21 protein-coding genes are annotated in these 25,320 nt (G+C 57.5%); 8 read left to right on the forward strand and 13 right to left on the reverse strand.

Annotation, left to right across the window (positions count from 1 at the left end):
• Nucleotides 1-58: 58 nt before the first annotated feature.
• The 4 genes from HW554_RS09290 to HW554_RS09305 form a co-directional block, all read right to left on the reverse strand.
• Nucleotides 59-718, reverse strand: coding sequence for a porin family protein (locus tag HW554_RS09290; RefSeq protein WP_176908312.1), 660 nt, complete (start codon nucleotides 716-718; stop codon nucleotides 59-61).
• Nucleotides 719-906: 188 nt separating this feature from the next.
• Nucleotides 907-1,674: an outer membrane beta-barrel protein gene (locus tag HW554_RS09295; protein WP_176908313.1), complete on the reverse strand. Its 768-nt coding sequence runs from the start codon at nucleotides 1,672-1,674 to the stop codon at nucleotides 907-909.
• A gap of 29 nt (nucleotides 1,675-1,703) precedes the next feature.
• Nucleotides 1,704-2,306, reverse strand: coding sequence for a porin family protein (locus HW554_RS09300; RefSeq protein WP_176908314.1), 603 nt, complete (start codon nucleotides 2,304-2,306; stop codon nucleotides 1,704-1,706).
• A 251-nt stretch (nucleotides 2,307-2,557) separates the two neighbouring features.
• Nucleotides 2,558-3,319, reverse strand: coding sequence for a porin family protein (locus HW554_RS09305; protein ID WP_176908315.1), 762 nt, complete (start codon nucleotides 3,317-3,319; stop codon nucleotides 2,558-2,560).
• A 261-nt stretch (nucleotides 3,320-3,580) separates the two neighbouring features.
• Between HW554_RS09305 and HW554_RS09310 the strand changes: the two genes are divergently transcribed.
• Together HW554_RS09310 and HW554_RS09315 are read left to right on the forward strand one after the other, a co-directional pair.
• Complete coding sequence (locus HW554_RS09310; RefSeq protein WP_176908316.1) at nucleotides 3,581-4,693, forward strand: acyloxyacyl hydrolase; 1,113 nt, start codon at nucleotides 3,581-3,583, stop codon at nucleotides 4,691-4,693.
• Between the two features lie 153 nt (nucleotides 4,694-4,846).
• Nucleotides 4,847-5,512: a DUF2306 domain-containing protein gene (locus HW554_RS09315; RefSeq protein WP_176908317.1), complete on the forward strand. Its 666-nt coding sequence runs from the start codon at nucleotides 4,847-4,849 to the stop codon at nucleotides 5,510-5,512.
• A gap of 159 nt (nucleotides 5,513-5,671) precedes the next feature.
• Here the strand turns inward: HW554_RS09315 and HW554_RS09320 are convergent, their stop codons facing one another.
• The 4 genes from HW554_RS09320 to gldB form a co-directional block, all read right to left on the reverse strand.
• Nucleotides 5,672-6,085 carry a DUF4332 domain-containing protein gene (locus HW554_RS09320; protein ID WP_176908318.1) on the reverse strand — a complete coding sequence of 138 codons (414 nt, stop codon included), beginning with the start codon at nucleotides 6,083-6,085 and terminating at the stop codon, nucleotides 5,672-5,674.
• A 424-nt stretch (nucleotides 6,086-6,509) separates the two neighbouring features.
• The gene (locus HW554_RS09325) at nucleotides 6,510-7,559 is read right to left on the reverse strand and encodes a quinone-dependent dihydroorotate dehydrogenase (RefSeq protein ID WP_176908399.1); all 1,050 of its coding nucleotides are present in this window, start codon (nucleotides 7,557-7,559) and stop codon (nucleotides 6,510-6,512) included.
• 173 nt (nucleotides 7,560-7,732) lie between these two features.
• The gene (locus tag HW554_RS09330) at nucleotides 7,733-9,271 is read right to left on the reverse strand and encodes a YifB family Mg chelatase-like AAA ATPase (protein ID WP_176908319.1); all 1,539 of its coding nucleotides are present in this window, start codon (nucleotides 9,269-9,271) and stop codon (nucleotides 7,733-7,735) included.
• A 124-nt stretch (nucleotides 9,272-9,395) separates the two neighbouring features.
• Nucleotides 9,396-10,430, reverse strand: a complete 1,035-nt coding sequence (gene gldB / locus HW554_RS09335) for a gliding motility lipoprotein GldB (protein ID WP_176908320.1) — start codon at nucleotides 10,428-10,430, stop codon at nucleotides 9,396-9,398.
• Nucleotides 10,431-10,517: 87 nt separating this feature from the next.
• On the opposite strand from gldB, the gene HW554_RS09340 reads away from it, so the two are divergent.
• Entirely contained in the window at nucleotides 10,518-11,189 is a 672-nt protein-coding gene (locus tag HW554_RS09340; RefSeq protein ID WP_176908321.1) for a porin family protein, read from the forward strand.
• Nucleotides 11,190-11,449: 260 nt separating this feature from the next.
• Here HW554_RS09340 and HW554_RS09345 read toward each other — a convergent pair whose 3' ends face one another.
• From HW554_RS09345 to HW554_RS09355, 3 genes are all read right to left on the reverse strand, one after another.
• Complete coding sequence (locus HW554_RS09345) at nucleotides 11,450-13,057, reverse strand: Rne/Rng family ribonuclease (RefSeq protein WP_176908322.1); 1,608 nt, start codon at nucleotides 13,055-13,057, stop codon at nucleotides 11,450-11,452.
• Nucleotides 13,058-13,466: 409 nt separating this feature from the next.
• On the reverse strand, nucleotides 13,467-14,390 hold the full coding sequence (locus HW554_RS09350; RefSeq protein ID WP_246285172.1) for a tetratricopeptide repeat protein: 924 nt from the start codon (nucleotides 14,388-14,390) through the stop codon (nucleotides 13,467-13,469).
• An 89-nt stretch (nucleotides 14,391-14,479) separates the two neighbouring features.
• The gene (locus HW554_RS09355) at nucleotides 14,480-14,800 is read right to left on the reverse strand and encodes an HU family DNA-binding protein (RefSeq protein WP_176908401.1); all 321 of its coding nucleotides are present in this window, start codon (nucleotides 14,798-14,800) and stop codon (nucleotides 14,480-14,482) included.
• Between the two features lie 220 nt (nucleotides 14,801-15,020).
• On the opposite strand from HW554_RS09355, the gene mutY reads away from it, so the two are divergent.
• The 5 genes from mutY (at nucleotide 15,021) to HW554_RS09380 (ending at nucleotide 21,628) form a co-directional block, all read left to right on the forward strand.
• Nucleotides 15,021-16,079: an A/G-specific adenine glycosylase gene (gene mutY, locus HW554_RS09360; protein ID WP_246285173.1), complete on the forward strand. Its 1,059-nt coding sequence runs from the start codon at nucleotides 15,021-15,023 to the stop codon at nucleotides 16,077-16,079.
• A gap of 95 nt (nucleotides 16,080-16,174) precedes the next feature.
• Nucleotides 16,175-16,597, forward strand: coding sequence for a single-stranded DNA-binding protein (locus HW554_RS09365; RefSeq protein ID WP_176908324.1), 423 nt, complete (start codon nucleotides 16,175-16,177; stop codon nucleotides 16,595-16,597).
• A gap of 123 nt (nucleotides 16,598-16,720) precedes the next feature.
• Nucleotides 16,721-17,317 carry a gliding motility lipoprotein GldD gene (gldD, locus tag HW554_RS09370; RefSeq protein ID WP_176908325.1) on the forward strand — a complete coding sequence of 199 codons (597 nt, stop codon included), beginning with the start codon at nucleotides 16,721-16,723 and terminating at the stop codon, nucleotides 17,315-17,317.
• A 100-nt stretch (nucleotides 17,318-17,417) separates the two neighbouring features.
• Nucleotides 17,418-19,514 carry an ATP-dependent DNA helicase RecG gene (recG, locus tag HW554_RS09375; RefSeq protein WP_176908326.1) on the forward strand — a complete coding sequence of 699 codons (2,097 nt, stop codon included), beginning with the start codon at nucleotides 17,418-17,420 and terminating at the stop codon, nucleotides 19,512-19,514.
• A 665-nt stretch (nucleotides 19,515-20,179) separates the two neighbouring features.
• On the forward strand, nucleotides 20,180-21,628 hold the full coding sequence (locus HW554_RS09380; RefSeq protein WP_176908327.1) for a hypothetical protein: 1,449 nt from the start codon (nucleotides 20,180-20,182) through the stop codon (nucleotides 21,626-21,628).
• A gap of 157 nt (nucleotides 21,629-21,785) precedes the next feature.
• Here HW554_RS09380 and HW554_RS09385 read toward each other — a convergent pair whose 3' ends face one another.
• Entirely contained in the window at nucleotides 21,786-23,210 is a 1,425-nt protein-coding gene (locus HW554_RS09385) for a Glu/Leu/Phe/Val family dehydrogenase (RefSeq protein WP_176908328.1), read from the reverse strand.
• 210 nt (nucleotides 23,211-23,420) lie between these two features.
• The gene (locus HW554_RS09390) at nucleotides 23,421-25,208 is read right to left on the reverse strand and encodes an acyl-CoA dehydrogenase family protein (RefSeq protein ID WP_176908329.1); all 1,788 of its coding nucleotides are present in this window, start codon (nucleotides 25,206-25,208) and stop codon (nucleotides 23,421-23,423) included.
• Nucleotides 25,209-25,320 lie beyond the last annotated feature (112 nt).

Raw genomic sequence — 25,320 nt, forward strand, 5'->3', positions numbered from 1 at the left:
CGGGCTTTTCTGTTGGGCAGCGGGGTTATGTTAGGCCAAACTCCGCACTCGGGGTTGCTTACCGGCTCGGCAGCAGGTAGCCCAGCGAAACCTGGAACACTTGGTTACGGGCATTGGTCAGCTCGCCGTTGTTATAGGTATCGTTCTTGGCGAAATCGGTGAGGGCTCCGTTGTAGCGAACCCCCAGCATGATGCCCGAATCCGACTGGAAACCCAGACCGGCCACGTAGCCGAACTCGTTGCGGTTCACGTTTTTCAAGTCTTTCTCGGACTCCGTGCGGGCAATTACGGTGCCGCCGAGCGAACGGGTCGACTCATCTTTCACCTTCAGCAGGTAGCTGTACTGCGGGCCGGCTTCAAAAAACAGGTTGCCGGCTTTGACTTTCAGCAGCACCGGCACGTCGATGTAGTTGTACGTAACGTCGCCCTCGCGGCGGAACGCACCGAACGCCTGGTTGCTGTCGTACTTGTAGCCTTTCTGCGAGTACAGCACCTCGGGCTGCAGCGAAAGGAAGCCGTCGTCAACCAAACCAACGTTGAGCATCAGGCCGCCGTGGAAGCCGACTTTGTAGTCGTAGCCATCCTTGTTAACCAGGTCGCCGGAAAGATTGGAGAGGTTGGCACCGCCTTTCAGGCCAAGGCGGATGCCCTGCGCTTTGGTTTCGGTAACGGCGACAGTAGCGAGCAGAGCGGCCGCAGCCAGCAGAGACTTTTTCATAGGAGAAACCCGTTTAGTTGAGAAAAGTGGGTATAAACATGGGCAGGACGAAAAGCGTGCCAGAATAGCGGGTTTTCTCAGCTGGCGCATACTGGCCACCCGAATACGCTGTCCTGACACACTTTCCGGTGAATAAGTGCTGTTGCAGGCCAGCGCCCCGGGCAGCCCATCGGAAGGGCCGTGGCCAATCAGTTGGGCAGGGCGGGCGGCGTGGCGGCAGGAGCCGGTAATGGGGCGGGCGGGCGTTGGCGCCGCTGCACGACCCGGAACAACGCGCCTGGTGCCCGGCCTATCAGCCGTACTGCTCCAAGCGCACCCCGCCCAATGCCCCGGCCAGTGGCCACGGTAAGCTGGCCCACCTGCCGGGGCTCAAACACAAAATTCAGGTACAGCTCCAGGCTGCTGTTGCGCAGCCGGCGCTGGCCGGTACCGCTTATTTCGCCGGGCTGAAACACGGTGTTGAGCCCGCCCACGTAGCGCCAACCCACCGACACGCCCGAGCTGTCCTGAAAGCCTAGGCCCAACACGAAGTTCAGGTCGCGTGGCTCAAAGGCCAACTCGCTCAGCCGGAAAATGGGGGGCTCGTTGGGGGTGTCCTGCAGCAGGTGGCCGTATTGTGCGCCGCCCTCCACAAACAACCCGTCGCGGTGGTACTGCAACAGCAGCGGCACGGCCAGGTAGTCGAGGCGGTGGCCCACCGAAAAGCCGTAGCTGTTGCCGTTGTCGCCGCGCTGAGCGTACAGCCCTTCGGCCTGCAGCGCCAGGCCCGCCGGCAGTTCCAGGCGTAGCAGCAGCCCCGCAGTGGCTCCCAGGCGCAGCCGGCTGGCAGTGGCATCGGGGCCAATAGCGTTACTAAAAGCTCCGCCGCCTTTCAGGCCCAGCAGCACCCGCTGTCCCGAAGCAGCAGTACTCAGCAACAACAGTACAGGCAGCAGCAGCCGGCCAACGAGCAACATGGGCAAAGCGGAAATAATGGCTGGTGGCACTACCGGCCCTGGAACGAGAACGTGGCGTAAAGCTGGAATACACTGTTGCGGCGCTGGTTCTGGAACGTGACGTTGCCAACTGTTGCAGACTCAAGCACGTTGGTGAAGCCGCCGTTGTAGCGCAGCCCGATGCCGGGGCCGGTTTTGCGTTGGTATCCTAACCCAAACAGGTAGCCGAAATCGACTGTGTTGTAGAAGTCTTTCACATCGACAGTAGCATTGCCGATTTTGTCCTTCGCTGACACCAGGAAGCCCACCTGCGGCCCCGCCTCAAAGAACAGCCCGCCGGCGTTGGCGTGGAAAGCCAGCGGCACATCTACGTAGTCGAGCCGCGTGGTCAGGTCGGGCGTTTCGAGCTTGGCGCCTTTGCGTGAGTAGATAATTTCGGGCTGGAAGGCGAACAGCTTGGTGAAGCCGATGTTGGCGAAGCCGCCGGCCTGAAACCCCACAATGTCCTTGTAAGGCTTGGCATCCTTCCCCACAAAATTGGACAGTGAAGCCCCTGCTTTTAGGCCTAACGACACGTTGCGCTGGGCAACGGCCGTACCCGACAGGCCCACGGTGGCCCCGGTTAGTATCAAAGAAAGGAAAAGCTTGTTCATGTGCGTTGGCTTCGGAAATAGGCGGTAAAATCGGGGGCGAAGCTACGCGGAAAGTTTGTAGCGCTTCATCTCCCGAAGCCGTTTTCATAAGGCTCACAAGCTCTTTTCGGTCGCCGGCCGGTCGCCAATCTGGCTAACGGCTGCTCGCTAAACCCGCCCAGGCGGCCGGCACAGCCGGCTTATAAGCACACAAAAAAGGCTGCTCTCCCAGTAGGAAAGCAGCCTTTATAATTGCGACGCGTAGCGCCGGTTTAGCGGGTCGGAATCAGGTAGCCGACCTGCAGGGTGAAGGCGTTGTTGAAGGCCTTGGGCTCGTTGTCCTGGTTCTTGGTGTCGATGAGCGAGTTGAAGCCGCGGGCATAACGCAGGCCCAAGCTAATGCCGCCCTCCGTCATGTAGCCTACGCCAGCCACGCCGCTGATGTCGAACTGGGCCAAGTCAGACTTGTAGGCATCGTCGCGGCTTACACCGGTGTAGTCGCGGAAGCCGCTGTTGCTTTCTACTTTATCCTTGCTACCGTCCGTATACTTGGTCGTCACCTGGTTTTTCACCTTCGAACCGAACAGGTAGCTCACCTGCGGACCCAGCTCAAAAAACACTCCGCCGGCATTAATTCTGGCCAGCAGTGGCACATCGAGGTAGTGCAGCACGCGCTGCTGCTCGGTTTCCTGCTTGTCGATGGTTTTGCCGTTGACCGTGCCGGGGTTGAAGCCGCTCGACTGGGTAGAGGTCAGCTCGTAGCCCTTGCGGTTGTAGAGCAGTTCGGGGGCAAACGAGAAGAATCCATCGGACGAAATGGGGATGCTTGCGCCGATACCGGCATTGTAGCCCAGCTTATAGTCGCCCAGGTCGGCGCTGTAGTTGGCACCGGTAATCTGGCTCACGTTGTCGCCCGAGATGTTGGAGTAGGTACCACCAACTTTCAGCCCAATGCGGAAGCCACCGGCGTTCTGAGCGTGTGCAGCGGAAATGGAGGCAACGCCGATGGCGGCCAGGAGAGCAATCTTTTTCATAATCGTAAGGGAATTAAAAACGCGGGTTACAACCACTTCGCCGCCTATCACAGTCACGCTCCTCGTGGTTTCAGGGCCTCATATCGTAAGAGTGGCAGGCAAGGTTACTTCGCAGCCGAAGGTTGATACAATTGAGACTCAGTGGTTTCCCGCTAATCTGCACATTGCTAACGAATTGCCACAATTTGAAATACCTCAGGTTTCCGGCCCACGCTTTGGGCGCGTTTCATTACTTTTGATCTTTATGCCCGCACGCTTTTTATGATGAATCGGTACGTTTTGGGGCTGGTCGGCGGGCTGGCGGTGCTGGCCCTACGTGAGGCCCGGGGCCAGCAGTCGGCTAATGTACCAGCCGGGCCGCTGGTGGTAGGGGTACATGGGCTGGGCAGCTTTATCATTCCGCACACGCCCTCCATCCGCCACCTGGCGGTGTCACATCCTACGGGTATCGAGTTGAACGTGCAGCGCCAAACTAACGGCCAGGAACCCTGGCACGCCTGGTACCGCTACCCCAAAGTAGGCCTGGCCCTCACATATTATGACTACCACAACCCTACGCTGGGCCGCTCCTACGCCGCCGGGTTCTACCTCAACAAATCGTTCTGGCGCAGCCGGCGTACCGAGCTCAACTTCCGCATCGGCACCGGCGTGGGCTACTTTCCGAAGCGCTTCGACCAGGCCACCAACCACAAAAACAACATCATCAGCTCTCGGCTCAACGCCACCATCCAGGCCCGCCTGGAGTACGATATAGCACTCACCGAGCAGTTTGGCCTGCTGCTGGGGCTGGGGCTGAACCATTACTCGAACGGGGCTACCACCAAACCCAACTTCGGTATCAACCTCCCCACGGTGCTGGTAGGCATCAACTACCACCAGCAGCGCCCCTTCCGCCCCCTCAACCAACCGCCCGAGCCGATGCCCGAGGACGTGGGCCGCAACTTCCTCAACATCAGCACATCGGCTGGCTGGAAGCAGTGGAGCCAGTCGGACAACCAGAGCTACCTGGTAAACTCGGTAACCCTGGCAGCGGGCCGCCGCATCAACCGCAAATCCAACATCGTAGTCGGCCTCGAAGGCTTCTACGACCGGAGCCTGAACGCCCAGCAGCGCGACTCGGCCCGCACCACCGACCGCCTGACCGACGTGAAAAAGGCCGGGGTCTACGTGGGCCACGAGTTGCTGTTCGGGCGGCTGGCCTTCGTTTCGCACCTAGGCTTTTACGTCTATAATCCCTACAAGTCCAACAAGTTCTACTACGAGCGCCTGGGCCTCAAGTACCACTTCACGCCCCGCGTTTTCGGCAGCGTCGATTTGAAGGTACATCGCGGGGCAGCCGACGTGGTTGAGTGGCGGCTCGGCATGAAGCTGTAGCAGTTAGCGAACGAGGCAGCGCATGCAACACACCGGCTCGGCCCCTGCAGTTGCCGGTTGAGGCGGCCTATTTGTTAATTCGGTGACAAATACGTGCAATTAAACGGCCGAATGCTGTGCTTTGGTTTCTCATCTACCCAAGCTCGTTCGCCGATGGAAACCTTTCTGCACCTCAACCGCTGGCTGCATATTGCGGCGGGCTTCACAGGCTTTTTCGTGGCCCCGGTGGCACTACTTGTGCGTAAGGGTGGGGCAGCGCACCGACTCTGGGGACGCGTATTTTTCTGGGCTATGCTCGTGGCCGGTAGCACAGCACTGGTAGCAGCCATTTTCAAGGGCCTCACCTTCCTGCTCCTGACGGGTATTTTCAGCCTTTATCTGGCCCAGTTTGGCTACCGCTCGCTGCGCCACCAGGGCATGGGCCAGAGTACACGACCAGCACTGTACGATTGGGCCAGCGTACTGTTAGGGCTACTGATTTTTGCCGGTACGCTGGGCTACGGCCTGCTAAGCCGGCCTTTTAATGTGGTAGTGGTTATGTTCGGGGCCATCGGCATGTTCCTGACGGTACGGCAGCTGCAAGGGTTCCGGCGACCGGGGCCGTGGCCCGCCGGCCAGTGGCTACGCAACCACATTGCGGGGTTTGTGGGTGCTTACATTGCAGCCGTGTCGGCCTTCTCGGCTACCAGTCTCACCTTTATCCCCTTCCCCCTAAATTTCCTATGGCCCACGCTGGTTTTTGTGCCCCTGCTCGTCTGGCTCCAGCGGCATTACGTACCTGCCACTGGTATTCTTCCACAAGTAATTGTTACTCCATAAAGCAACCAACAACCTCACACAAAAAGCGCCACCCCGGCTGTGGGGTGGCGCTTTTTGTATTGCAGCCGGCTCAAAAGAAGCAGGCAACAGGGAGGAGTACTGGAAAACGAGCCGGCGGAAATGGGAGCATAACCAGCTACGTATACCTTCAGTTATTAATTAGTTACGGTAAGCTACTTCAGGTTCCATGCTTTTGGCGCGGTTTACAATATCGGCCATGTGGAGCATGTCCGGCACCTCATCTACCAGATTGCGTTTTTGGTTGATGGACACCATTTTACTGTGCAGGCTGAACGGTGAACGGCCGCGCAGATCCAGCATCGTTGTAATGCCAGCTTCCTCTAATAGGGTGGTCAGTTCCGGGTCCAGTCCGTCGATACGCGACAGGTCGGCATAATTGACCCACTTGAATAGCTTAATTTCCTCGATGCCTGTGGCAGAAGCCAAGGCCCGGCGGTCGGCTGGAGTGCGACCGGCATCCAACAAAGCATCGGCAGTTTTAATACCTTGCTCTTGGAGCTTCTTTACTTGATTATTGGGGATACTAGTAATTTCATTGATTGCGTACTGCATTTAATAGGATTAAGTGAATGATTTATTTTTGCTATAGTACAAATATAGATAAAAATAATATAAAATCCAAATATTACCTGAAATTACGCTTTGCTAAACACATACAAATCATTGTTTATTTGTTACAAAACATTGACCATATGCGTGTTATATTAAATTATCGTTAATTAATAAATATACTGATGCGAGTCAATTCATCTTAAATATTATTACGTCATATTAATAATAGATATTTCTTCATAATTATCGAGCGGTAAATATTCGATTGCACACTACCACCCATAAACAACAGACTAGGTTGCAGAGCATCCCGTCGTTCGCGCCGTTGGTTCGTCATCGTTCACCGAGAAGAAGCAAAGATGCAACTCGACAGCAGGCAGGGTACACTATTCGCAAACCTGCTAGCCTTATTGGTAGCCTGCTACTACAGTCGCTCAGCTGTTGCCTCTATTAAGGCTTGGTTGATTTGCTTGGTGAGCCCCGGGCCTTCGTAAATAAAGCCCGAGTACAACTGCAGCAATGACGCTCCGGCTTCGAGCTTCTCTTGCGCATCGGCCGCCGAATGAATGCCACCGACGCCAATGATGGGCAGCTGCCCGCGGCTGTGGCGGCTGAGGTAGCGGATAACGTCGGTGGCCCGCTGCCGCAGTGGGCGCCCACTGAGCCCCCCAGCCCCCAACGCGGCTACATGGGCGGTGGGCGTCGTCAGGCCGGTGCGGGCAATGGTAGTATTGGTAGCTACGAGGCCGCTGAGGTTGGTTTCGCGGGCAATGAGCAGAATATCGTCCAACTGCGAGTCGGTGAGGTCGGGCGCGATTTTGAGCAGCAGCGGCCGGGGCGTGGGCAGCGTCTGGTTGCGCTCCTGCACCTGCTGGAGCAGCTCAATCAGCGGCTCCCGCTCCTGCAGGGCCCGCAGGTTGGGCGTGTTCGGCGACGATACGTTGACCACAAAATAGTCTACCACCTCGTGCAGGGCCTCTATGCAGGCCACGTAATCGTGGGCGGCCTGCGCATTGGGCGTATCCTTGTTCTTGCCAATGTTGCCGCCGATAATCAGTCCCCGGTCGCGGCGGTGACGCAAGCGGGCGGCCACGGCTTCGGCACCGTCGTTATTGAAACCCATACGGTTGATAAGCGCGCCATCGGCCGGGAGCCGGAACAGCCGGGGGGTGGGGTTGCCCGGCTGGGGGCGGGGCGTTACCGTTCCTATTTCCACGAACCCAAAGCCCAGCGCCCCCAGTTCGTCCGTCAGCTCGGCGTTCTTATCGAAGCCAGCGGCCATCCCTACCGGGTTGCGGAATGGCAGCCCCAGTACCTCGCGCTCCAGGTTGGGGTGTCGCAGGTCGTAGAGGCCCCGTAGCAGCGCCCGCGCGCCCGGCACTTTGTAGGCCCGCCTCAGGTTGTCGAATACCAGGTGGTGCGCCTTCTCCGCATCGAGCTTAAAGAGCAACGGCTTAACGAGGGCGTGGTACATGCGGTGGGTGGATGACTCGATGGATAGAGAGGGCAAAGCTACTGCGCCGGCGCAGCACTGCCATCCTGAGCGCCGCGAAAGACCGGGCAAGAAGCTGTTACTTGCTGTTAGCTTCTTGCCCGGTCTTTCGCGGCGCTCAGCATGACACGAACTCGCCTCCCTCCTGCTCCGTCTTACCCGGCCCAGCCCTCCCGGTCGAGGCTGCGGTATTGGATGGCTTCGGCCAAGTGGGGCAGCTCGATGTGCTCGGCGGCGGCCAGATCGGCAATGGTGCGGGCTACTTTAAGAATCCGGTCGTAGGCGCGGGCCGAGAGACCGAGGCGCTCCATGGCCGTTTTGAGCAGCGCCCGACCGGCATCGTCGATGCGGCAAATATCCTTCACCATCTGCGAAGGCATCAGGGCGTTGGAATGGATATCGGGAAAGCTCTCGAAGCGCGCTGCCTGGCGCTGGCGAGCCTCCGCTACGCGCGCCTGCACAGCCCGGCTGGTTTCAGCGGGGCGCGTTTCGGTCATTTGGTCGAACGTAACGGGCGTTACCTCCACGTGCAGGTCAATCCGGTCGAGCAGCGGGCCGCTCACCTTGTTCAGGTACTTCTGCACCACGCCGGGGCCGCACACGCACTCTTTTTCGGGGTGGTTGTAGTAGCCGCAGGGGCAGGGGTTCATGGAGGCAATCAGCATGAAGTTGGCCGGAAATTCGATGCTGAGCTTGGCCCGGGCAATGGTTACCCGGCGCTCCTCCAAGGGCTGGCGCATCACCTCCAGCACCGTGCGCTTGAACTCGGGCAGCTCATCCAGAAACAGCACGCCGTTGTGCGCCAGCGAGATTTCACCCGGCTGCGGGTTGCTGCCCCCTCCCACCAGGGCCACATCGGAAATAGTGTGGTGCGGTGCCCGGAACGGCCGGGTATGGATGAGCGAGGCGTGGCTGCCGAGCCGGCCGGCCACCGAATGAATCTTGGTAGTTTCCAGCGCCTCCTGCATGTTAAGGGCCGGCAAAATACTGGGCAGGCGTTTGGCCAGCATCGTTTTGCCCGCACCGGGCGGGCCTATCATAATCACGTTGTGGCCCCCGGCGGCGGCAATTTCCAGGGCCCGCTTGATATTCTCCTGGCCCTGCACATCGGCGAAGTCGGCTTCGTACTGGTTGGCCGTCTGCTGGAACAGGTCGCGCGTGTCCATCGTGACTGGCGCAATTTCCAGCCGGCCCTCCAGAAAGTCCACGGCCTCCTGCATGGTGCCCACCGGAATAACGTCGAGGCTATTGACGATGGCGGCTTCCTGCGCATTCTCGCGGGGCAGAATCAGCCCTTTAAAGCCCTCCTTGCGGGCCTGAATAGCAATGGGCAGCACGCCCTTTATCGGCCGCAGCTCCCCATCGAGGGCCAACTCGCCCATAATCACGTAGTCGGACAGCCGTTCGGTATCCAGCTGCTGCGAGGCGTGCAGAATGCCCAGCCCAATGGGCAGGTCGTAAGCCGAGCCTTCCTTGCGGATGTCGGCCGGGGCCATGTTCACTACCACTTTGGTGCGCGGCATGCGGTAGCCCCGGAATTTCAGGGCCGCTTCTACCCGCTGCTGGCTTTCCTTGATGGCATTATCGGGCAGCCCCACCACGAAAAACCCGGTTCCCTGCGACACCACCACCTCGATGGTAATCGTGTAGGCATTCACGCCCTGCACGGCCGAGCCAAAGGTTTTCGTGAGCATAAGGTGGAGAGTTAGGCAGGAAAAGGCTTTGTGTGAGCAGCGCGACAACCGCGCATTTTCGGCAAGATATTACGTGCAGGTCAACCGATTGATATTCGCTCGTTTATCTACCAGTTTCCAGTCCTCAGCTATTCACGCGCCCACTTTTTACCTTAGGGCGGTAGCGCGACTTGTTGAGGATGCGTTGCGCGTCTTTTTCCACCATCAGCTGAGGCAGCGTCACCTTGGGGTTTTCGGCCATGTACTTGCGCACAATCTGCCAGCCCAGCCAGGCCCCTACCCGGCCAGGGGCCGTTTTATCGATTTCCGGAATATTAGGCCGTTCGCCAATGTACTTCTGAATCGTGAACGGGGCAGTATTGTAAAGCAGGCTTTTCTCGATGAAGTGGGCCCATATTTTCCCTTCATTGAACCCAACGCCCGCCATTTCGGCGGCGCTATAGCCGATCAGCAGCGAGTCGGGGGTGCAGGGCAGCATCTGCTCGGCAAAATACAGGGCCTTGCCAAAGTGCAGCATCTCGCCGAGCATTGTCTGGCCGGCGGCGGGCTTCTGGTTGTACTTGGTGCTGATGGCCAGCGCCAGCCCCGGCACCAGGTGCTCAGGCGTGTAGCGCCGCTGAATGTAGCCCGGTACGTTGGGCCGGTAAGCCGCCGTAGGCCCCACAAAATAGTCGGTGCTGATAACAATCAGGCTGTCGTTGACAAACAAATCCTGGCTCAGACCGCTCACGAATGTTTTTACGGGTGGCACCCGGAAGCCAGGATAATAGTAGCGGACGTGCTGGAACAGCTGCGTCAGGTTTTGCTGCAGCTGCGGACCCTGAAATGTGCTGTCGGCCTGGACGCCCAGCTTCTGGAGGCCGGCATTGGAGGCCAGCCGGGCCAGCGTGGTGCTCAGTACGCCCGGCGGGTATTGCCCGGCCTGCAAAAACTGCCGCGCAAACAGGCCGTTGTTTTGCAGAAACTGCTCGGCGTCGGCAGGAGTTTTCAGCTTGAAAAAAGGGGCTTCGAGCCGTTCAAGCGCAACGGGAGCTTCTACCTTGGCCACCTCGGGGTTCAGCTCACACCGGTCGTCGTTATTCGAGCAGGCTCCCAGACTTAGACCAACGGCGGCCGACGCCACGAGCAGCAGGGTACGCAAACGGGCAGAAATATGCATCACGGTTCTATCTTTGAGTCAAAAGTAGCCAAATCTACCGGCCTATCGTCGGCATTTGGCCTTACCCAACGCTTTTCCTCTCCCTTTATGAAAAAGGCTCTGTTTGCTCTTCTTATCAGCGCCGCCACACTCGGCACCGCCTCCGCTCAGGTCGAAATTGGCATCAAGGTATCCCCCTCGCTCACCAGCCTGCGGGCCGCCTCGCCCAACGGTGACGAGCTAAAGAATGAAAGCGCCAAGTTCAGCTTGGGCGGCGGCCTGATCATTGACTACTTCTTTGGCCAGAACTACGCTTTCAGCACCGGCCTGGAGTTGGTGGGCAAAGGTGGAACGGTTGGCTTTTACGATGCGGCCAGCCGTAGACGTTACGAGCAGAAACTGGGGCTGCAGTACCTGCAGGTGCCGCTTACGGTAAAGCTGTTCACCAACGATGTAGCCGAGGACACCAAGGTGTACTTCCAGCTCGGCGGAGCGCTGGGTGGCGTTATCGGAGCCCGTGTCGATGGCGACAAGTACTATACCCGCCCCGGCACAACCACTCGCACCAAGGCCACCAAGCACGTCATCATCCCCGATGCCAACCTGCGCCTCGGCGCCGGCATCGAGCGGCAACTGGGCCAGACGACCCGCTTCCTGCTCGGCGTCAGCTACCACCGCGGCCTGCTCAACATCGATAAGTACTTCGAAGACAACGCCGGTATTCAAGATGCCGAGCTGAAAAACAGCGAGTTCGCGCTGGATTTCGGTATTAAGTTTTAAGGAAATAGGGAGAAAACAGACTGTCATGCTGAGCTTGCCGAAGCATCTCTACCGCTTCGTTGCAATGGTGAGAATCCAATACAAGGATTACTCTTGCGGTAGAGATGCTTCGGCAAGCTCAGCATGACAGTCTGTTTCCTCGGATACCAACCATACCATATCCACCAACGAAAAACCCCCGCGTTGCTCTGAGCAGCGCGGGGGTTTCTTCTATCAGGAGGAGTTTTTTTCGCAGAAAAAATCCGTCAGTATTCAGTCAATTAGTCAACTATTTCCAATTCCCGGTCCTGCAACCGGCTCATGGCCGCCGCGGCCGAATGCAGCTCGATTTCCTCGCCGTTTTCGTCCTCGATGCGGTACTCGGTGAGACCCATACTGGTGTCTTTCATCACCTTTACCCACTTGTAATACTTCATGTACCATTTCATCTGCTTGCTTACCAGCCCTTTGGTATAGTAAGCGTGCAGGAAAGGGTGCACTGAAAGCGTAATGCCCGACTGGTTCTGGGCTACCAGCAGGTCGTCGATGCTGTTGTCGATTTCGTCCGTCACGAGGATGGAAGCCGAAATCTTGCCCGTACCGCCGCAGGTGGGGCACACCTCGCCGGTTACAATGGCTTCGGCCGGCCGCACACGCTGCCGGGTAATCTGAAGCAGGCCAAACTTGGTGATGGGTAGGATGGTATAGCGGGCCTTGTCGTGTTTCATCACGCTGTGCACCGCATCCTCTACCTTCTTGCGGCTCTCGGCCGATTTCATATCGATGAAATCGACAACGATGATGCCGCCCATGTCGCGCAGCCGAAGCTGGCGGGCTACTTCCTTGGCGGCGGCCATGTTCACGGCAAGGGCCGTGGCTTCTTGGTCGCCTTCCTGGTTGCTCTTGTTTCCCGAGTTCACGTCGATGACGTGCAGGGCCTCGGTGTGCTCGATAACCAGGTAACCGCCGCCGGGGGCCGTTACGGCCTTACCAAACAGCGTTTTGAGTTGCTTCTCGATGCCGTGCTGCTCAAACACCTTCACCTTGCCGGTGTGCAGTTTCAGCAGCCCGAGCTTGTCGGGAGCAATCTGTTGCAGGTAGCTGCGCATTTCCTCATACAGCGCCGGCGAGTCCACGGCAATGGCATCGAACGACTCGTTGAGCATGTCGCGCAGCATAGACGAGGTGCGGCCCAACTCGCCCAGAATCTTGTCGTTGGGCTTGCCCGCCCTCAGATTTCCGTGCAGTGTGTTCCACTTCTCGGTCATGTTCTGCATGTCCCGGTCGAGCTCGGCCACTTCGCGCCCTTCGGCCACGGTGCGGATAATCACGCCAAAATTGTCGGGCTTGATGGAGGCGATAAGGCGCTTAAGCCGGTCCCGCTCCGTGCGGCTGACAATCTTTTTGGACACACTAATGGTGTTGGAAAAAGGTACCAGCACCAGATACCGGCCGGCCATCGAAATATCGGTGGACAGGCGCGGACCTTTGGTCGAAATCGGCTCCTTGACAATCTGGACCACCAATTGCTGGCCCTTCTTGAGTGCGTTGTCGATCTTACCTACTTTGTCGAGCGGCGCTTCAAACTGAAAGTTTTTGAGCGACCCAACGGTAATTTTCTGCGATTGAACGCTCTTGTTCCACTTTACGAGCGAGGGGAAGCTTTCCCCCAGGTCGCCGTAGTGCAAGAAGGCGTCTTTTTGATACCCGATATCGATGAACGCGGCGTTCAGACCGGGCATAACTTTCTTGACCGTGCCCAGGAAAATGTCACCAACCGAGTAGGCGGTGTCGTTGCGGTCGAAATGGTATTCGATGAGCCGCTTATCCTGTAGCAGGGCAATCCGTTCTCCGTCCTGAGTAGAATTAATGATTAATTCGTTACTCAATGGATTAAGCCTTAGAAAGGCGCCTCCGAGCGGCAGCTACAAAAAACCTGTCGGCCCCGAAACCCGCAAAGGGAAGCCGGCGCACATGGGCGCCGGCTTCCCTTGTCAGCCTCGGGGAAAGCATGTTTCTGGCCACTCTCGGAAGAACCTAAGTGAGAAATAGACAGGTGTCTCTCAATCGAGAAACACCGTCAGCAAACCCCGCCGGGGCTTACTTCTTCTTGTGACGGTTCTTGCGCAGACGCTTCTTCCGCTTGTGAGTAGCAATCTTATGACGCTTTCTTTTTTTACCGCAAGGCATGTTGTTGGGGTTAAGTGGTTGAGTGATTTCTTGATTAGTTTGTAGCTATTGGCTTTTAGCTTCTGGCATCTCGACCATCAACTAAAGACGAATAGCCAAGCGCCAAAACTACTGAAGTTTCTGTAGCTGTTCATCTACCGACGCCGCCAGCGCCGGGTCGGAACTGATGCTTTTGGCGGCGAGGAAGGCTTCACGGGCCTCCTGCTTCGCGCCCGTTTGGGCTAACGAAACGCCAAGATAGAACTGCGCGTTGACGTTTTTCGGATTGATTTCCGTCAATTCCGCAAAACGCTCAGCAGCCTTATCGTACTGATTGCTCTGAACAGCCAGTAAACCAAGGTTATACAGCGCCTGCTCGTTGCGCGGATCGGCCACTAAAACTTCCCGCAACAGGGTAATGCCTTTCACCGGATTCTCGCTGGCCATGTAGGCCATGCCGAGGTTGGTTTTGGCATTGAGGTTGTCGGGGTTGTTTTTCAGCACCCGCTCATATAGCTCGCGGCACTTGGCACCCAGCAGTTTCTGCCGGGCCTCGGTGGTAGCAAAGCTGTAGGCCTCATAGTACTGGTCGGCGGCGCGCTGAAAAGTTTGTTCGCCGGGTCGTACGAGGGCAATCTGCTCCAGGTAGTAACCGGCACTATCAAAACGCTCCACTGCTTTGTACTTCTCGGCCAACTCGCGGGCTATACCAATTTTAGCACCCTGGTCGGCTTCGGCCGTATACTTGGCCACCAACGTGCTGATTTCCCGCCGCTGAGCGGTAGGCATCGTCATGTGGGGCTTTTCGGCGGTCGGGCCGCTGGGCTCGTCGTGGCTGCCGGCCGGGTGGCCATGCTCATCGAGTTCACCTACGGCGGGGGCAGCGGCCCCTTGGTCGCGGTTAGCGGTAGCAGCCCCGTCCTGAGCCAGCGTAGGCTGACCATCTTTGGGCTTCACAATCACCTTCGGCAACAGAAACAAGCCGGCTATAAAGGCCAGGGCCAAAGCCAGAATCAGTAATTGATGCTTGGAAGAAGAAGTGGTGAGAGCCATCGACTGGGCGGGGTAAAAGGCGGGTCGCCGGGGCACCTGCGGGCAGGGGTTCCCGGCAACCCGGCCGGCAATGGAAAATGACTACCTGCTTAGGCGGCCATTTCTTTGATTTTCTTGCTGTTTTTAATTTTCCCGATGAACGTCTTCGAGGGCTTGAAGCTCGGGATGAAGTGCTCGTCGATGATGATGGACGTATTTTTCGAGATGTTGCGGGCTACTTTCTTCGCGCGCTTCTTGTTTACAAACGAGCCGAAGCCGCGTACGTAAATGTTGTTGCCGTCGGCCATCGAGTCTTTTACAACTTTGAAGAAGGCTTCTACGGTAGCCGATACGTCGGCTTTCTCGATGCCGGTCTTGTCGGCAATTTCGGCAATTACTTCTGCTTTAGTCACGCTGGTAAGTGTACTAATGGTGAAAAAATAGGGGTTGGTACGGAGTACCGTCCTGAAAACGTAAGCACTTGCCCGGTAAGAGTTTGCCCACGTTTTGAGGGCCACAAAGGTAGTCCCCTTTTTTGGGATTACAAACCGTTATGCTGCAATCCGCCTTTCGCCCCAACCTTCATTCAACTAATTCTATATCAAAAACTTGGCCTTTTCTCCTACCGCATCTACAACGCCGGATTCCTATTTGTGGTTCGCCGAAGCCTTGCTGGCCTGGTACCCGCGCCACCGTCGCGACCTGCCCTGGCGCCACACCCGCGACCCATACTTCATCTGGCTGTCGGAAGTCATTCTGCAGCAAACCCGCGTGAAGCAGGGCCTTCCTTACTACCTGACCTTTAGCAGCAACTACCCTACTGTGCAGGCCCTGGCGGCCGCCCCGCCCGATGAGGTGCTGCGCCACTGGCAGGGGCTGGGCTACTACTCGCGGGCCCGCAACATGCACTACACGGCCCAGCAGGTAGTAGCCGAGTTCGGCGGCCAGTTCCCCGACTCTTACGCCAGGCTGCTGCTACTGAAAGGCGTGGGCCAATACACGGCCGCTGCCGTGGCTTCATTTGCCTACGATGAGCCGGTAGCGGTACTCGACGGCAACGTATTCCGGGTGCTGGCCCGGGTTTTCGGCCTGCACCACGACATTGCCGCACCTGCCAGCCGCAAGAAATTCCAGCAACTAGCCGACCAGCTGATTCCGGCCGAGCAGCCAGCCGAATTCAACCAGGCTATTATGGAGTTTGGGGCGCTGCAATGCACACCCGCCAAGCCCGACTGTATGTTCTGCCCCATACAAAGCAGTTGCTTCGCCTTCCAGCATGGAATGGCAGCGGAGTTGCCGGTGAAAAGCAAAGCCAAAGCGGCTCGCACCCGCTATTTCCATTATTTGGTGCTACGCCACGCCGATACGGTGTACCTGCGCAAGCGTGGGCCCAAAGACATTTGGGAGGGCCTCTATGATTTCGCCCTGCACGAAACTGAGTCGGCGGAACTACCCGGAGCGGAACTGCTGGCCGAAGTGGAGCGGCTGGGCGGGCGCGTGGCTACTGACCGGGTTGGGGAACCCGCTGTAGCGGCCCGCCATATCCTGAGCCATCAGAAGGTGGAAGCGCGGTTCCACGAAGTATGGCTGGCTGAACCGCTGTCGGCCACCGCTACGTCGGCCGGGCTGGCAGTGTACCGGAGCGAGGAGGTTGAGCAGTTGCCTAAATCCATTCTTATCACTAACTATATTAGCAACAAGCAAATTTAAACACCCAATTTTCTTGGCATTTACAGTATTCGTGTTTATCTTTATTGTGTTGAAAAAAATCTTCCACCAAGCCTAACCACTTCAACTCTATACACATGGCAAGCGTCAACAAAGTTATTCTGATCGGTCATTTGGGCAAAGACCCCGAGGTGCGACACCTGGAGGGTGGCACCATCGTAGCCAACTTCACAATGGCCACCAACGAGTATTATAAGGACAAACAGGGCACGCGCATCGAGCGGACTGAGTGGCACAACATTGCTGCTTGGCGCGGCTTGGCCGAGCTAGCAGAGAAGCATCTGCATAAAGGCCAGCAAGTATATGTGGAGGGTCGTATCCGCACCCGCCAGTACCAGGATAAGGACAACCAGACACGCTACGTTACCGAAATAGTAGCCGAGGAAATTTCATTGCTTGGCTCGCGGCCCGGCACGGCGGCTCAGCCCGCTGCTACAGCCGTAGCCGAGGAGCCCGTTACCTTCCGCCAGGAGCCGGAGCTTGACCAGCTGCCGTTTTAGGCTGCTGCACTCGTATCGTTACAGAAAAGCCCCGGCCCGGCCGGGGCTTTTTGCGTGCGGGCCGGCATGTTGCGCGGCATTTCGTGGCTACCTTTACTCCTTCACTCGTCCCGATTTTGCTGCATGGCCGTTTCCCGTTTCTCAGGCTTCTGGTGTATGGCCGCGGCCGGCTTGCTGCTGGCGGGCGGCTGCACTTCGCCCCCCGATTTTACGCCCAAGCCTAAAGGATACAACCGCATCGATTTGCCGGCCCACAGCTACCAGCAGTTGGCACCGGGCCGACCCTACACGTTCGAGTACTCGCGGGCGGCCAAAATCCTGCGCGACTCGTCGTATCTGGCCCAGCCGCACTGGATAAATGTGTATTACCCGCAGCTCAAGGCCAACGTGCAGCTCACCTACGCCGACGTCCGGGCCGACCGCAAGGCGTTCAACCGGTTGCTCGAAGACGCCCGCAAGCTCACCGGCAAGCACGAAATCAAGGCCTCGGCCATTGATGAGCGGGTACTGGAGATGCCCGGCGGCCTGCGGGCCACGGTGTTCGAGCTGCAGGGTGAGGTGCCCAGCCAGTTCCAGTTCTACACTACCGATAGCACCCGCCACTTCCTGCGCGGGGCGCTGTACTTCCGTACTGCCACCGCCAACGACTCATTGGCTCCGGTTATCGAGTACGTGAAGCAGGACATGATTCATTTGCTGAATACATTACGTTTTAAGTGAGCCTCAAGCTATAAGGCTTCGTTTATCGAGTAGGTAATCCGTCAAACCAGTTTTCGTTTAAAAGCTTGCGGCTTAAAGCTGGCAGCTTGAGACTCAACCAATGAGTTTTTTTCAGACCAAGATTGAATATCTGAAGGGTGTGGGCCTGCAACGGGCGCAGCTACTGCAGAAGGAATTGGGCCTGTTCACCTACGGCGACCTAATCCAGCGCTACCCCTTTCGCTACCTCGACCGCACCCAGTTCTACAACATCGTGGATTTGCACGACGACCTGCCTTACGTGCAGGTAAAGGGCATTCTGCGGAACCGGGAGGTGATTGGCGAGGGCCACAAGAAGCGCATGGTGGCCAAGGTAGCCGACGCCAGCGGCGAGTTGGAGTTGGTGTGGTTCAAGGGGGTGAACTACCTGGAGAAAATCATCAAAAATCACCAGGAGTACATCGTGTTCGGTAAGCCCACGATGTTCAACGGGCGGCCCCAGATGGCCCACCCCGAAATGGAGGAAGTAACCGAGCAGAAGCCCGGCCAGAGCTTTTTGCAACCGGTGTACAACACCTCCGAGAAGCTCAAGAACTACCACCGAGTAGATAGCAAGGCCATTGCCCGGATGGTGGCCGACCTGCTGAAGCTGGCCCTGCCCCATGTGCAGGAAACCCTCTCGCCGGCTCTCATTGAGCAGTATGGACTGATGAGCAAGGCGACGGCGCTGCAGCAGATTCACTTCCCGCAAACGCCCGATTTACTGCAGACGGCCCGCTTCCGGCTCAAGTTTGAAGAGCTATTCTACATTCAGCTCAAGCTGCTGCGCCAGCGCGACCAGCGCAAAGTGAGCCTGGCCGGGCAGATTTTTAAAGAGGTGCCCACGCTGGTCCACTTCTACAAAAACGTATTGCCCTTCGACCTGACCGGGGCTCAGAAACGGGTTATCCACGACATCTATAAGGATTTCTGTGCCGGCCAGCAGATGAACCGGCTCCTACAGGGCGACGTGGGCTCGGGCAAAACCATCGTGGCGTTCATCTCGATGCTGATGGCGGCCGACAATGGAGCCCAGAGTTGCCTGATGGCGCCCACCGAAATCCTGGCCAACCAGCACTACACCGGCCTCAAAGAGTTTGCCGACCTGTTGGGTCTGAATATAGGGCTGCTGACCGGCAGCACCCGCACGGCTGCCCGCCGGATGCTGCACGAGCAGCTGCGTTCGGGCGAAATGCATATTCTGGTGGGTACCCACGCGCTGCTCGAAGACGTGGTGCAGTTCAAGAACCTCGGCCTCACCATCATGGATGAGCAGCACCGGTTTGGGGTGGCACAACGGTCCAAGCTCTGGCAGAAAAACCCCCACGTTATCCCCCACGTGCTGGTAATGACGGCCACGCCCATTCCGCGCACCCTGGCCATGACGCTTTATGGCGACCTTGATGTGAGCGTGATTGACGAGCTGCCGGCCGGCCGTAAGCCCATCGTCACGGTCCACCGCTTCGACTCGAACCGGCTGAAGGTGTTCCAGTTTCTGCGCGACCAAGTGAAGCTTGGCCGGCAGGTATATATCGTGTACCCGCTGATTGAGGAAAGCGAGGCCATGGCCGACTACAAAGACCTCATGGATGGCTACGAGAGCGTAGCGCGGGCCTTCCCGGAACTACAGATCAGCATTGTGCACGGCCGCATGACGGCCGGCGAGAAGGACGCCGAAATGCAGCGCTTCGTGGAAAACCAAACCCAGATTATGGTGGCTACTACCGTAATTGAAGTAGGCGTAAACGTACCCAACGCTTCCGTAATGGTGATTGAGAGTACCGAACGGTTTGGCCTCTCGCAGCTGCACCAGCTGCGAGGCCGCGTGGGGCGCGGTGCCGACCAGAGCTACTGTATTCTGATGAGCGGCTACAAGCTCAGCAAGGATTCGCGCACCCGCATCGAGACGATGGTGCGCACCAACAACGGCTTCGAAATTGCCGACATCGACCTGAAGCTACGCGGCCCCGGCGACCTCATGGGCACCCAGCAAAGCGGCGTACTCGACCTGCTGATTGCCGATCTGGCCAAGGACGGTCGTATTCTAAGTGAGAGCCGGGCCGCGGCCCAAGCCCTGCTGGAAACCGACCCCAACCTGGCCCTGCCCGCCAACCAAGCCATCCGTCACCACATCGAGAGCCTGCCCGCTACGGCTGTCAATTGGAGCCGCATCAGCTAAAATAGCCAAACTACAGAGGCATAAAAAACGGCTCCTGAAGAGCCGTTAGGGGAAACTGATGCCGTTTATTCGTTCTTGGCGGAAGTGGTGCGGAGTAGCTGCCACGAGCGAAACTTGCCGCTTTCGGATAACAGTCGTGTTTCCGTATCAGCCGACATCTTGTGCAACGTGGTGCTGTGCACCGGAATTATCCACCGAGGTTCGTCGTTTGAAGCTAGCTGCGAATCGGCTGGTGTAGTATTTAGCTTCCCGATGACAACCAAGGAAATCATCAAGACAAAGCGGAGTAAAGATTTCATAAAGTAAGAGAACTTAAGCGTAAAAACCGGACAGCAAGAACTACGCCGCAACAGGTACAGAATTCGGCGCTTTCATATTTTAGGTAGTGAGCATCACTATATATGGCTGGCTCACTTTTAGAAACGTGGTAATAACGCCACCTCGATTAGCATGGCTTCCTTTACCGACGCCCGTTCAAACGGAAGGCTTTCGACTGGGTTGCCTTTCGGCCCGCAAAAGCAGTCTTTTGCACTATTATCATTTAGTTAACACCTTGAAAATTGCGCAGATAGCATTCTGAATTTTGTTCAATTAAAAGTTAGGTACCTTTGAAGAGTACAACTGTGCGGGACTTAACCCGTTGCGTCATAAAGCCTTTTCTGCCCGTGCGTTTTACTTTCCTGCTCGTCGCCAGCTTTACACTGGCTTCCCTGGCCTACCAGCCGGCCTCGGCCCAGCGCGTGAAATCAGCCGCTTTCAACTACTTGCCCGAAACCCGCACCGACCGCTATAACCAGCGCGTGAACCGCAAAACCCTGCCGCTGCCCGATGGCGGTTTCCTTATTCTGGCCCACCAAACTGCCGACCAATATGCCGTGGAGCGCTACGACGCCGACCTGAAGCGCCGCTGGAGCACGGCCCTGCCGCTGGGTGCGGGTGAAGTGGTAGATGGCTTCGGCCAGAGCAGCGAACAGGCGACGGTAGTGGTTTACCAGAACACAGCCGGAACCCAGCGCCTGGTGGCCTACACCCTAAGCCTGGCCGATGGCCGCAAGAGTCCGGCCCAGAAGCTGGTGGAAGCGAATGCCCGCGACCGGCGTCCCGGCGTAGCCTTCTCGCCCGATGGCAGCCGGCTGGTAGCTTGGCGCTACCTCACCCAGAGCAATCAGATCAAGGCCATCAGTGCCAGCGTGTACGATGAAAAGCTCCAGAAGCTGAAGGACCGCAGCTACGATTTTCACGACCAGGGCGACTTTTTCTCGGTAACCGTGCATGTCGGCAACGACGGTACCCAGTTTGTAACGCTGGCCGGCGACCAGATGAAGAAACTCAGCGTGCGCCGCTACCGCAACGACTCGCCCGATGTGAAGGTGATGTCGGTATCGGTGGGTGGTACGTTTGGAGGGAAGGTGGTGAACATCTTCGATTCGCGCTTCGTGTTGCGCCCCGATAACACGCTGTATGCCGCGGCTATCTGCAACGAGCGGGCCACTGGCCTTTACCACAGCCTGAAGCTGGTGAAGTTCGATTTTGCGGGCGAAAGCGACATGAAGTTTGCCCCCGAAGTGCTGCTGGCGGCCGATTACCTGGCTGAGGTGAATAAGGCTGTGGGCGGAACGCCCGCCAAGCGCCTCGAAGACGTGTACCTGACCGACGTGCTGCTTACCGACGACAAGCAGGTGGTAGTGCTGGCCGAAAAGAAGTATGAGGAGGGCGGCGAAGGCTCGCCCGGGCACACCCGCGAGTTGCACCTGTTCGGCTACAACGAGTTCCTGACGCCCAGCTGGCGCAGTATTGTAGCCAAAGACCAGGTGGCTCCCGCCGCCGACGGCTACAGCAGCATTGGCTACCGTGCCGCCATATTCGGCTCCGAAGTGCAGTTGCTTACCTGGGAGAAGATCAAGGGTAAATCCGACCTCTACCTGCGCCGCCTGAACGTGCCGACGGGCGTGGTAAGCGAGCCGAAAGGCCTGGGCCTGAACGTGGCCGCCGACCAGAACCTGGCCTATGTAAAAGACTTTACGGCCTGGCTCGACCCCAAAACCATCATCGGCGTCAGCCGCCCCAGCAAGAAGTCGGCGGCCCTGATGCTCAATAAAATCGCGCTCAAATAAGGACTACGGATCAGCACTTATTTTTCGGATTACACTTATTTTGTGGCCAGCACCGTGTAAACCATTGCTTTGCTTCCCTCCCAAAACTGTAAGCGCCCCTTCCCAGCAATTGTGGGAAGGGGCGCTTTTGGTTAACCGCTAAGCTAACAGCTAACCGTTACGGGAAGATGCCAAGCGACTGGTAGCTGACGCCGATTTTCTCGATGGCGGTGTAGAAGGCGGCCGTGCGCATATCGGTGATGCCGGGCACTTCGTCCATCACTTTGCGGATAGACTGGTAGGCGGTAATCATCGTGTCTTCGAGGCCCGAGTGTACGAGGTCGATTTCGTCGGCACCGTGAATGATGGACTGCCGTTCCTCTTCCGAAACGGTGCGGCCAGTGGTACGCTCAATAGTGGCTACCAGGCGGCGCATGGCACCTTCCTCGGCTCGCTTGCCCATACGCCCGAAGCGCACATTCGACAGGTTTTTCAGCCACTCGAAGTACGATACTGTTACGCCACCGGCATTCAGGTAGAGGTCGGGCAGAATCAGGATACCGCGCTCCAGCAGGATTTTTTCGGCCGGTTGGGTAGTGGGGCCATTGGCACCCTCGGCTATAATTTTGGCCTTTATTTTGGCCGCGTTGCCTTCATGAATCTGGTTTTCCAGCGCGGCGGGCAGCAACACGTCGCACTCATATTCAAGCAGTTCCAGCGAGTCTATTACGTCCTTAGCGCCTTCGAACCCCAGGATGGAACCCGTTTCTTCGCGGTGCTTGAATACGGCAGCTACATCCAAGCCCTTTTCGTTGTAGATGCCGCCTTCGCGCTCGGCAATACCGGTGATGAACGCGCCGGCTTTCTGGCAGAAATTGGCAGCATGGTAACCCACGTTGCCCATGCCCTGCACAATAATTCGCTTGCCCTCAATACCCGGCGTGAGGCCCGCCTTTTTGGTCATCGGCTCATCCAGCAGCATTTCGCGCAGACCGAAGAACACGCCCAGGCCGGTGGCCTCAGTCCGGCCTCGGATGCCGCCCTGGCCCACAGGTTTACCCGTTACGCAGCCCAGCGCGTTGGTGTCACCGTACTTAAAGGTCATGTAGGTATCGGCAATCCAGGCCATTTCGCGGCCGCTGGTGCCGTAGTCGGGCGCGGGCACGTCCATGCCGGGACCAATCAGGTTCTTCTTGATCAACTCGCTGGCGTAGCGGCGCGTAACGCGCTCCAAGGTATGTACCGGAGTTGTACGCGGGTTGATTTTCACGCCGCCCTTGGCTCCGCCAAAGGGTACGTCCACGAGGGCACACTTAAAGGTCATGAGTGTAGCCAGGGCCATTACCTCATCCTCATCTACGTGCATACTGTAGCGGATACCGCCTTTGCTGGGTAGTTTGTGGTGGCTATGCTGCACTCGAATGCCCTCAAACACCTGCACCTGCCCATCTACCTCAACCGGGAAGTTGACCTTGTAGATGCTGTTGCAGGTCCGGATTTGAGCAATAATACCGGGAGCCAGCTTCGAAAAGCTGGCCGCGTGGTCATAGAACTGCAGGACGCTGTCGTAAAACGCCTTGCCCTTCGCTTGTTCGTCGGCCATAATTTGGGAGAAATGGGTGGGATAGTAACCTCAGCAAACGGCAGATGCCCCCGCTGCGTTGTGTGGGGCCGTTAAGCTACTCAAAAGAAACAGCCGCCCCCAATATGGGAGCGGCTGTTTCTCTTAATCCTGTTTTGCATCAGGTAGCGGAATCACAAGGCTATGCACGTGGTCCGTACAAGCCGAAGAAATCCGTGCTAATCCGTGGCTCTAATAGGCGTACTCGTTGGCTGCAATCAGCTTGTCGGCAATACGACGACGGGCTTCCTTGGCGTTGAACAAGTCGGCCTTGGTGAAGCGCTTGAGGCCCATGGCCAGCAAACGCTGCTCGTCGCCCTCGGTCATGGTACCAATGGCATCCTTGCCGGCCTTGTTCACCTGGTCCACGGTGTCGTAGAGGAACACGCGGGCAATGTCAATCTGAGTCGAAAGCTCGTCTTCGCCTTTGGCAGCGGCTTCCTTCTCCACGCGCAGCAGGGTGCTTTCGGCAGTGTACACTTTGATAGCCATATCGGCAATGTTCATCAGTACCTCCTGCTCCTTAGCGAGCGAGTTCATGTACTTCTGTACAGCCGTGCCAGCTACCATCAGAATAGCCTTTTTAAGCTTGGCAATGGTCTTTTTCTCGGCGGCAAACAGGCCGGTTTCCTCTTCTGGGTTGAAATCCGGAATGGCCATCAGCTCCTGCTGAACAGCCTGAGCAGGGCCCATCAAGTCCAGCTCGCCTTTCATGGCCTTCTTCAGAATCATATCAACAGCCAGCATGCGGTTGATTTCGTTCGTGCCCTCGAAGATGCGGTTGATGCGCGAGTCCCGGTAAGCGCGGTCCATGGGGTAATCGGCCGAGAAGCCGTATCCGCCGTAAATCTGCACGCCTTCGTCTACTACATAGTCGAGCACTTCCGAGCCCTCCACTTTCAGGATGGCGCACTCCACGGCAAACTCGCGGGCGGCACCCAGCAAGGCTTCGTTGTGGCTCTGGCCCTTGGCCAGCAACTCCTGCTCCATACGGAAGATGTCCATACCGGCCCGGTAAATAGCCGACTCGACGGCATAAATACGGATGGCCTGCTGGGCCAGCTTGAACTTGATGGCGCCGAACTTGCTGATGGGCATCTTGAACTGCACCCGCTCGTTGGCGTAACGCACGCTCTGGGTGGCGCACATTTTGGTGGCGCCCAAACAGGCAGCAGCCAGCTTGATGCGGCCGATGTTGAGAATGTTAAAGGCAATCAGGTGGCCCTTGCCAATCTCGCCCAACACGGCCGATTTCGGCACTTTGGCATCAGAAAGAAACACCTGGCGAGTCGAGGAGCCCTTAATACCCATCTTGTGCTCCTCGTTGCCGAGGGTCAGGCCGGGGGTTTCCTTGTCTACAATAAAGCCGGTGAACTTGTCGCCGTCAACCTGGGCAAAAACGATGAATACGTCGGCGAAACCACCGTTCGTAATCCACATTTTCTGGCCGTTGAGCACATAATGCTCGCCGTCTTCAGTCGGCATGGCCTTGGTTTTGGCACCCAGCGCGTCGGAGCCCGAGCCGGGCTCGGTGAGGCAATACGCGCCCATCAACTCGCCATTGGTAAGGCCGGGCAGGTACTTAGCCTTCTGCTCGTCGTTGCCGAAATATAGAATGGGCAGCATGGCAATACCCGTGTGGGCCGCAAAGGCTACCGGGAACGAGTGGCCACCACCCACGCCTTCGGTTACCCGCAGCGAGGTAGGGAAATCCATGTCGAGGCCGCCGAACTGCTCAGGAACGCTCACGCCGAACAGGCCCAACTCGCCGGCCTTTTCCATCAGGCCGCGCATAAGTCCTTCTTCGTGGTTGTCGAGACGGTCGAGCAACGGCGATACCTCCTTCTCCACGAAGTCGAGCGCCGTCTGGTGCATCATGTTCTGCTCCTCCGAAAAATCGGCAGGGGTGAATACGTCCTGGGCGTCGGTTTCCTTGATGATAAACTCGCCGCCTTTTACAAGCTGGTTAGCTACTTCCATGATAGTGTGAGATTTGAAGTGGGAAATCGAGAGAAAAACTGTTCGGCTTGCCTACTACTTAGGGTAAGGCGGCGGGCCGTTACTCGTAGCGCAAGATAGCAAAATTTGTTAT

Origin of the sequence: Hymenobacter lapidiphilus, from assembly GCF_013377885.1 — a bacterium.
Classification (GTDB): Bacteria; Bacteroidota; Bacteroidia; order Cytophagales; family Hymenobacteraceae; genus Hymenobacter; species Hymenobacter lapidiphilus.